The 9,204-nt window shown below is 35.9% G+C and carries 9 protein-coding genes; 8 read left to right on the forward strand and 1 reads right to left on the reverse strand.

Going from position 1 to position 9,204, the window contains the following annotated elements; genetic code table 11:
- Window positions 1-11: 11 nt before the first annotated feature.
- The 8 genes from BAZSYMA_RS08395 to BAZSYMA_RS08430 all read left to right on the forward strand — a co-directional run bounded on the left by BAZSYMA_RS08395 (window position 12) and on the right by BAZSYMA_RS08430 (window position 8,806).
- Entirely contained in the window at window positions 12-305 is a 294-nt protein-coding gene (locus tag BAZSYMA_RS08395) for a hypothetical protein (protein WP_090717888.1), read from the forward strand.
- Window positions 306-326: 21 nt separating this feature from the next.
- A complete protein-coding gene (locus BAZSYMA_RS08400) occupies window positions 327-2,375 on the forward strand; it encodes a peptidase domain-containing ABC transporter (protein WP_090717891.1) in 2,049 nt (682 codons plus the stop codon).
- A 133-nt stretch (window positions 2,376-2,508) separates the two neighbouring features.
- Window positions 2,509-3,912, forward strand: a complete 1,404-nt coding sequence (locus BAZSYMA_RS08405; RefSeq protein WP_195910172.1) for an HlyD family type I secretion periplasmic adaptor subunit — start codon at window positions 2,509-2,511, stop codon at window positions 3,910-3,912.
- A complete protein-coding gene (locus BAZSYMA_RS08410) occupies window positions 3,890-6,037 on the forward strand; it encodes a peptidase domain-containing ABC transporter (RefSeq protein WP_202775943.1) in 2,148 nt (715 codons plus the stop codon). The genes BAZSYMA_RS08405 and BAZSYMA_RS08410 overlap by 23 nt, the downstream gene beginning before the upstream one ends.
- Before the next feature lie 218 nt (window positions 6,038-6,255).
- On the forward strand, window positions 6,256-6,486 hold the full coding sequence (locus tag BAZSYMA_RS08415; protein ID WP_090717900.1) for a hypothetical protein: 231 nt from the start codon (window positions 6,256-6,258) through the stop codon (window positions 6,484-6,486).
- 98 nt (window positions 6,487-6,584) lie between these two features.
- On the forward strand, window positions 6,585-7,238 hold the full coding sequence (locus BAZSYMA_RS08420) for a rhodanese-like domain-containing protein (protein ID WP_090717903.1): 654 nt from the start codon (window positions 6,585-6,587) through the stop codon (window positions 7,236-7,238).
- A gap of 157 nt (window positions 7,239-7,395) precedes the next feature.
- A complete protein-coding gene (locus tag BAZSYMA_RS08425) occupies window positions 7,396-7,920 on the forward strand; it encodes a tetratricopeptide repeat protein (RefSeq protein ID WP_090717906.1) in 525 nt (174 codons plus the stop codon).
- A 1-nt stretch (window position 7,921) separates the two neighbouring features.
- A complete protein-coding gene (locus BAZSYMA_RS08430; RefSeq protein ID WP_090717908.1) occupies window positions 7,922-8,806 on the forward strand; it encodes a DUF3530 family protein in 885 nt (294 codons plus the stop codon).
- Here the strand turns inward: BAZSYMA_RS08430 and BAZSYMA_RS08435 are convergent.
- Window positions 8,792-9,204 (reverse strand): ferritin-like domain-containing protein (locus BAZSYMA_RS08435; RefSeq protein ID WP_143243177.1); only part of this gene is annotated, 413 nt, incomplete at its 5' end. The two genes, BAZSYMA_RS08430 and BAZSYMA_RS08435, sit on opposite strands and share 15 nt — an antisense overlap.

The following is a 9,204-nucleotide window of genomic DNA, read 5'->3' on the forward strand; positions in this document are numbered from 1 at the left end:
GAGAATAAAATATGAACAACAAAAATATATTTGTAGATACTGTTAGTGCCATTAATGTTAACAATGGCATTGTCAAAATGAACTTAGTGGCACAATCTTCTGAACAACCAATAACCGATGACAATAACGCACCAAAATTTGACGATTTGGGGCAAATCACTATGCCGTTAAATGGTTTTTTGTATATGCTAAGTGTGATTGAAGGGCTAATGCAAGATGACAAAATGAAGGATATGATTCAGCGCTTTCAGGCAGCTGGCATTATTCCAACTGAACAAGAGATTGAAAAAGCTCGGGATAAATAGTTTTTTAGTGAGCCTTAAGTATTGCAACCAGTTTATCAATCAGTTTATACGTTATTCCTACTATTAAGAGAAGAAGTTCTTGCCAAGGACATTCTTATTCAAGAAAGTAAAAATAGTACCTATGATGAAGAAAAACTGCATTTATTTGCCAAGGAGAATCTATTAAAACTCCAGTTTAGCAAAGCAAAACTCTCTGTTAAAAAACTACAAAAGAGAGTGCCCTTTATTTTTTTTACCAAAGATAATCAGCCTTCTGTGGTTGCTCATTTATCCCAAGAGGGGGTTTTAATTCAGCGTCCTGACAAGGAGCCCGCTCAATTTCAATTATCTGATGTTCAACAAGTTTGGAGTGGCAATGTTATTTTTGTCAAAGACACCGCCAAATTTGGACTTGAGTGGTTTGTGCCTGAATTTTTGCGTTATCGTAATACCTTATTAGAAATCATTAGTTTTTCTTGCGTTTTAAAAATTGTGGCGTTGATCTTGCCATTGATTTTTCAAGTGGTCATTGATAAAGTGGTTGTCAATAACGCCTTATCAACGATGATAATTTTATTGATTGCCTTACTGAGTGCCAATCTATTTGAAATCGCCTTAACCAGTATACGCGAATATTTATTATTACACACTGCCAATCGCATCGATATTGGTTTGGGAATGCGTTTATTTAAGCATTTGATACATTTGCCCATTGCTTTTTTTGAAAGCAAATCTGTTGGATTGTTAGTGAGTAGGGCGCAAGAGATTAATAGTGTGCGTGAATTTTTTACTGGTAAAGCGTTATTAAGTGTGATTGACTTTGTGTTTTTATTCATCACTTTTTTTGTCATGTATTATATCTCCCCAAAAATAGCCTTGGTGGTTGCCATTACAGTGCCATTTTATTTTATTAGCGCTTGGTTGTTGACACCAAAACTGATTAAATATATTGAATTGTCATTCAGCAAGGGAGCAAAAAATACCGCCTTTTTAACAGAATCTATCTCCAATAGTGAAACCATCAAAAGTATGGCATTAGAGCGGGTAATGTTAAAACGCTGGAACAAGCAAACCAGCAGCATGGTTGGCGTGAATTATAATTTACAAAAATTAAATACCTTTGCCTCACAAATGGTTAGTATTTTTTCAAAAGTTGTGGGGGTGTTGATTTTATGGCTGGGTGCCACCGAAGTATTTGCATTAAATATGACTATTGGACAATTAATTGCCTTTAATATGTTGTTGTCTATGTTTCAACAACCTCTTAATCAACTTACTTCATTGTGGCAAGAATTTTTACAAACAAAAATAGCCGTTGAGCGATTAAGCAGTATTTTAAATACACCTGCTGAAAAGAAGAAAAACCAGGTTCCACATAAATTGCAAGGAAAAATTGAACTTAAAAATGTGTTTTTTAAATATACACCTACTGGTAATTTGGTGCTTGAAAATATTAATTTAACCATTGAGATTGGTGAAAGTGTGGCATTGGTCGGTGGATCTGGCTCTGGGAAAAGCACAATTGCCAAATTAATACAAGGTCTATATGTGCCTGATTCTGGCGATATTTATATTGACGATGTTAATATTAACAAAATAGACAAACATTCATTAAGAGATCAAATCGGCGTTGTTTTACAAGAAAACTACCTTTTTCAAGAAAGTGTGCGAGCAAATATTGCCCATAAGAATCCAACTTTGCCTATAGCGCAAGTAATTGAGGCGGCAAAAACCTCAGGTGCCGATGAATTTATTCGCAAAATGCAATTGGGATACAATACTGAGATTCAAGAAGGTGGCAAGTCTTTATCAGGCGGACAAAGACAAAGAATTGCCTTTGCCAGAGCCATTATTGACCAACCAAAATTACTCATCTTGGATGAAGCAACCTCTGCTTTGGATGAAGAGTCTCAAGCATTAATTCGTCAAAATATGGCTGCAATATCACGCGGTAAAACAGTGATTACTATCGCCCATCGTTTGTCCACTATTCGCTCTTGTGATCGAGTGGTGGTTATCAATAAAGGTAAAATAACGGATATTTTAACGGGTGAAGATAAGACCAAATACTTAACTCTTATCCCTTCATGAATTACGCTTTATCTAACAAAGGTCTTGTATGAATAATCGTCGAAAATCCAATTTATATCACCTTGGAAATTTTTTTAATCCCACCTTAGTCTTGCTAAAAAAAGGGTTAAAGAAATTAGCCGTTGAGCAAAAAATGAATTTTATCAGTCATCTGTATTTATCCGCCAGCAAGGTTGTATGCGACCAAGACCTTAAGAAGAAATTTTCCTCAATCTTTGTTAGCAAAGAAATCGACAACAAAGCCTTTGAATTCTCCCCTACTTATTTACGCATTCAAAAACAAGCGCCGACAAATTTCTCTCGCCTAATTGGCTGGAGCGTGGTTGCATTTGTAACAATAGTGTTGTTATGGTCTTATTTTAGCCACATTGCTATTTATGCAAATACCACAGGTAAATTAATTGTCTCTGGCAAGTCGCAAAAAATTCAATCTTTGAATCCAGGAAAAATTGAAAAAATTTATGTTAAAGAAGGGCAAGTTGTGCAAAAAGGAGATTTGTTGGTGCAATTGAGCGACATAGAGGCAAAAACCAATATTGTCAACTTTCAGGCGAAATTGTCGTTTTATCAACAAAATCAGCAGAATTTTAAATACATTTTCCCCATTATTGAGCAAATTGAACAAGCGGAAAAGCCCCCTAAAATTAACATTTTGCACAATAGACAAACCACCCTAGATTTAGAAGAATTCTTTAAACAAATTGCACAATTTAATGCCAAAATTGACAATCTAAAAAAATCCAGTAACAATTTAAAAAAGGAAATTGAATTAGAGCAATCTATGATAGAAAATGCACGCAAGCGTGTCAAAATGTTCAGTCAATTTTTTGATGATCAAGACATTTCTGAATTACAATTTCTGCAAGCGCAGAAGGAATTACTACAATCTAAAAAAGAGCTGCTCAGCAAACAATCAAAACTGCACGAAATAAACGACAATCGTCAATTAGAAAAAAGTAATAAAAAATTTGCTATCAGTCAAAAGAAAAATAAAATTTACAAAGAATACCAAAAAAATCAATTGGATATTATTGAAACATCGGAGGCGTTAAAAAAATATCAAAACCAACAACAAACCATGCGTTTTTATGCGCCAATAGAGGGCTTTGTACAAGAAATCGCCATCAACACAATTGGCGGTGTGGTTACCTCTGCACAAGAATTAATGTCTATTGTCCCCATCGGAAAACTTTCTTTGAAAGCCGAAGTAAAAATATTAAACAAAGATGTGGGTTTTGTGCGCACTGGGCAAATAGCAAGCGTGCAATTGGATGCTTTTAATTATATAAAATACGGTGCAATTGATGGAGTGGTTGAAAATATTTATCAAGATTCTGTTGAAGACGAAGAGATGGGGTATGTTTTTTTAGCCACCATCAACCTCAAAGACAACATAATACAATATAAGGGTAAAACCACACGCTTACACGCAGGCCTGTCAGTCGTTGTTAGGATAGAAACAGGGCGACGCCGCGTGATTGACTATTTATTATCGCCTGTTCTGGAGCATGTCAATGAAGGACTTAGAGAGCGCTAATCTCACTGCCAACAGCCACGCCTTGCGTTGCATCGTTGAGTTATTAAAACATTTTGAAAAAAATATTGAACTGAAAAGCCTTAGCCATTTATTGGTCAGCAGTCAAAACAGTCATTTAAGCCAATCTGATCTGATATACGCCATTAAATGGGCGGGTATTAATGCAGAATATATGCAAATTGATCTCAATAAATTGCATAAATTACACCTCCCCGTGCTTATCCAGTGTCAAAATAATTGGTTGCTCCTCGAGGCATTTGACGGAGAAAATATCACGGTCTTTGATGGTATGGAGAGCTGGCAAATAAGCATGCCAGATTGTCATCAAATTTGGCAAAATTCCTGTATTGCCATTGCCAATAATTTAGAAGAATATGATGCCAATACCGTGCAGAATGTCCCCATTAAAAATGGTTCTATTTTTCAATGGTTTTTGCCTTCAATCAAGAAACATAAAAAACAATTTTTATCGGTGATTTTTATCTCTATTATGATCCAGCTGATTATGCTGCTCACACCCTTATTATTTCAATATTTTTTAGACAGCGCATTACCCAGTTTCAACCTTACCATTCTACAAACTATTATGACAGCAATGCTATTTTTTGCTTTGACTGACCCGATTTTTTTATTGATGCGATCTTTCGCTTTTTCCAATCTAACTTCTAAAATAGATTCAGAATTAACCAGTCGTATTTATGAACATTTAATGCAACTGAAATTGTCTTTTTTTCAAAATAATCAAATTGGAAAAATAACCGCTTTTATGAGAGAAATGGCAAATATTAGGCAGTTCATGACCGGAAATTCACTCACTCTAGTGATTGATTTGATTTTTGTGGTGGTGTTTTTCTCGGTAATGTTTCAATATTCTGTTTTTATGACGGTTATTGTATTAATATTTTTGCTGATTTATTTTTTCTTTTGGATAATAGTAGGTCCAGTTGTGCGTAAACGCAGTGAACAATCTTTTGATGCAAATGCAGACAACACCGCATTATTAACAGAAACTTTATACGGCATCAACTCAATCAAGGTAATGGCAACAGAAAATAGATTCATCCGTCAATGGGAAAAACGATTAGGTAGATATCAGCATGCCTATGCACAAGCAGAATTGACTAATATTTTTTCCATGCAAGGCATCTCACTTATTAATAAAATAATGATTATTGTCATTTTATGGTTAGGCATTACTGAAGTACTAGAAGGTAACTTAACCATTGGCGCTTTCATTGCTTTTCGCATGTACTCCAATTATGTTGTGGAGCCTGTGATTCGTTTAGCACAAATATGGCAAGATTTCCAATATACATTGGTTTCCATTAAAAAAATTAGTTTAATTCTTAAAGAGCCGTTAGAAGAATTACCCAAAAATATGTTCCTTAGTAAGATTTCAGGTGGTATTGTTTTTAAGGGTGTTTATTTCACTTACCAAAAAGAATTGCCTGCCGTTTTATCAGACATTAATTTAACCTTGGAACCAGGTTGCATGCTTGGTATAACGGGGCCTTCTGGTTCTGGAAAAAGCACATTAACCAAATTATTACAAATGTTTTATCAATCTACTACAGGGGAGATATTAATAGACGGGTTAGATATTAGAACACTCTCGCCAACTGAATTAAGAATGAATATGGGTGTTGTATTGCAAAATAGTGAGTTATTTCAAGACACTATTATCAACAACCTTAAGCTCGCTAACCCTGATGTTACAACAGAACAATTACAAAAAATTGCCAAAATGTGCGGTGCAGATTTTATTGAAGAATTGCCACAAGGTTACGAGACAATGTTAAGCGAAAAAGGCAGTAATTTATCAGGCGGACAACGACAAAGAATCGCATTTATGCGAGCACTTATTAACAACCCTAAGATTTTAATTTTAGATGAAGCAACTTCTGCCTTAGACTATGCTTCAGAGCGTGTTATTTTAAACCACCTACCAGAAATAAGAAAAAATAGAACCGTTATCTCGGTTGCTCACCGCCTTAACACCCTTAAAGATGCAGATGTGATTGTTTTTATTGATAAAGGCAGAATCACTGAGCAGGGCACACATCAAGAGCTGATAGATAAAAATGGTGGTTATGCAAAACTCTACCACTTGCAACAACAAACATAGGGAAAGTGTTGTATAGATCTGATTGTTTACAGTCATCTTATTATGCTGTTACAGTTTGAATCAGGTGTCATCAACCAACAAAAATTTGCACTTAGAATTTGTATAATCGATCAACAATATTGGATTATTATAATATTATTAAATATAGATAGACTTGCAAAGTATTTTTTCTTGTGAATAATAACAATTTTCAATTAATCAAAATATAGGAAGCAACAATGAAAAAATTAGCCATATTATTTGGGTTGTTATTAAGTTTTAATGTATTTGCTGATGTAAAAGATGGTGTTGCTGTTTTAAATGACGAGCCCACTGAAAAACAAATGCAAGCAGTGCGTGATGGTGCCAAAGATCGTTGCGAAGACATTGATGATGAAGATAAACGCGAGGTTTGTGTGGTTGATTATTACGCACAACACAACTTAGAAGAAGAGCCTAGTTGCGATTAGCAAATAAATGACAAGAATTTTTAGTGCCACTTATGATAGAGGGCTATCAATAACCAACTCGAAAGAGTTATTTTTTTATAACAAAGAAAGGAAACAAAATGAAACTTAAAACATTAGTAATAAGTGCTGCATCAGTAGCATTATTAGCGTCAACGGCTGTAACAGCTAATAAGCCAGTTGGCATCACTAAAGGCGTTATGAGCATAGCAGGTATCTCTCGTAATCAAAACAACAAAGCCACTATTAATCCAGTATTTGCAAAGACTTCGCGTCCTTGTCCGCCGTTTTGTATCCAACCGACAAACCCGTTTGCACCAGCAGCCGTTGATACAGTGAGCGAATTAGATGTTCTCTATGCACTTCGTGATATTTCTAGAGGTGATAAGTCAAAAATGGTGATTGATGCACGCACGCCAGTTTGGACTACCGCTAAAAAAGGTGGCACAATCAAAGGTGCAGTTAACATCTCATACAAGAAACTAAACGCTAAGGCAATTGCTAAGGATCCAGATGCAGTGATGGAGATCCTAACCAAAAGGTTTGGTGTGACTGAGCAAGATGGTATTTTTAACTTCAGTAAAGCCAAAACTTTGTATTTGTTCTGTAATGGTTTGTGGTGTGGTCAATCACCTGCAGCAATTAGAGCGCTACTTTCGCTGGGTTACCCAGAGCACAAACTTAAGTATTACCGCAGTGGTATGAATGCATGGCATTCATTAGGACTTAGTACAGTTAACAATTTAAAGAAGTAATTTTTAATGACTTTTAACTAAGGAAAAGGGCGTAATAACGCCCTTTTTTATTGCAAGGTTGTTACATAATAATGAATGATTATTGTTGGTAAAAAAATAGTATCTTTTTGGTTATTCATTATTGTGAAATGACTTGACAGAATAAAAGTACATAATAATGCAAAAAAATCAAAGTTTTATAGTGGTGTTTTCACTCTTTGTATTGGGGGTATTAAGCGTACCACCAGCATTTGCAGACAGTCGTGCAAACTCATGGTATCGCACTGGCTATCATTACTCGCAGGCAGGATACAACAAAAATGCATTTGTATGGATGATGCGTGCTGCCAAAGCAGGGCATAGCCCAGCTCAGAATAATATTGGACTGAGTTATTTGCATGGGCTGGGTGTAAGTAAAGATGAAAAGAAAGCATTTGAATGGTTTGAAAAAGCTGCTAAACAAGGGCTTTCTTATGCTCAGAGTGAATTGGCAATGTTGTATTATCAACAAGGTAAGAAAAACCAAGCGCAGCAATGGTGGCTAACAGCAGCGAATATGAATGATGAATACGCGCAGTTTAATCTGGCTTCGTTATTTTTAGAGCAAAACAGTTTTAAGGAGGCAACTTATTGGTTTCAAAGAGCAAAAGACAACAACCATCCGCAGGCACAAACTGCGTTGGATAAATTGAAGAGAGAATAGAATGAATAAAATATTACTAAGTTTAACAATACTGGTGTGTACACACAGTGTTTATGCAGATTTTCCATTACCATTTATACCGAAATTGCCAGACTTGCCAATGTTTGGTGAGTTTAATCCGAATAAATTACGCGCTGAGTTCAATCAGTTTGTAGGGGTTGATCCATACTTTGATAGAGAGCATCGCCTTGTCAATCAAATTGCTGATGCAGTTCTGGATGGCGATGTTGAGTATTTAACACTTAAAAATGGCAGGGAAATTTTTAGTATCTTTATGGAAAGTGAAGCGGATAAACCCAAGGGTGGCGTCATTATCTTGCATAATCGTGGACAGCACGCAAACTGGTCGGATACGATTAAGCCACTACGCATTGGTTTGACAGAAAAGGGCTGGCATACATTATCGGTACAGATGCCAGTATTGGGTAAGGAGGCCAAATATTACGATTATGTGCCAATTTTCCCTTATTCACATGAGCGTATTGATGTAGCGATTAATTTTTATAAAGAAAAAGGGATTGATAATATTGTACTGATTGCACACGGCTGTGGTGCACATATGGCAACAAGCTACATTGAGAAATATGGTGATAGCAAGATTGAAGGTTATATTGGTATTGGCGCGGGTGCAACAGATTACAAGCAAAAGATTGTTAATGGTTTCCCATTTCACAAGATGTCGGTGCCTATCTTGGATGTTTATGCTAACCAGGATTTTTCTGGGGTGAGAAAATTAGCAGACTACAGGAAGCATCTAATTAAGATTGCAGGCAATAAAAAATCAGCGCAGATGATTATTGAAAATGCGCAACATTATTACAATAAGAATGATGGTTCGGTTGAGCGCCTTATTGTTAAAGTTGCTGATTGGTTAGATACGCTCTAGGTATTCCAATTCTTGTTTGGAAAAGTTAGCTAATTTTCTAGCTTCAATGTTGAATGAACCCCGAAGTTTGTTGCCTATGTGTTTTTTCACCAACTTATCAAAGGCGCTCAGGGGCTCAATATTTCTTTGTTTACAAAGGTAGTGAAACCAAGTGTTGCCGATTTTCACATGATTGATTTCATCAAAAAATATAATGTCTAAAATGCCAACCATGGCATTGAATTCAGAATGCATAAAGCGTTTTTGGATTTTTGGTGTGGCATCTAAACCTCTGGCTTCTAATACTCTAGGCACTAACGCCATACGCGCAAGCACATCGTAATCGGTATCAAGGGTCATTCTCCATAGTCCATTATGCGCTTCAAAGTCTCCGTATCGATAGCCTTGTTCAATTAGAT

Source organism: Bathymodiolus azoricus thioautotrophic gill symbiont (assembly GCF_001298715.1).
Classification (GTDB): domain Bacteria; phylum Pseudomonadota; class Gammaproteobacteria; order PS1; family Pseudothioglobaceae; genus Thiodubiliella.

What these genes read in the sequence shown, in the direction of transcription:
- BAZSYMA_RS08395 (WP_090717888.1), top strand. Translation starts at nt 12, where the DNA reads ATGAACAACAAAAATATATTTGTAGATACTGTTAGTGCCATTAATGTT.
- BAZSYMA_RS08405 (WP_195910172.1), top strand. Translation starts at nt 2,509, where the DNA reads ATGAATTTTATCAGTCATCTGTATTTATCCGCCAGCAAGGTTGTATGC.
- BAZSYMA_RS08410 (WP_202775943.1), top strand. Translation starts at nt 3,890, where the DNA reads ATGAAGGACTTAGAGAGCGCTAATCTCACTGCCAACAGCCACGCCTTG.
- BAZSYMA_RS08415 (WP_090717900.1), top strand. Translation starts at nt 6,256, where the DNA reads ATGAAAAAATTAGCCATATTATTTGGGTTGTTATTAAGTTTTAATGTA.
- BAZSYMA_RS08420 (WP_090717903.1), top strand. Translation starts at nt 6,585, where the DNA reads ATGAAACTTAAAACATTAGTAATAAGTGCTGCATCAGTAGCATTATTA.
- BAZSYMA_RS08425 (WP_090717906.1), top strand. Translation starts at nt 7,396, where the DNA reads ATGCAAAAAAATCAAAGTTTTATAGTGGTGTTTTCACTCTTTGTATTG.
- BAZSYMA_RS08430 (WP_090717908.1), top strand. Translation starts at nt 7,922, where the DNA reads ATGAATAAAATATTACTAAGTTTAACAATACTGGTGTGTACACACAGT.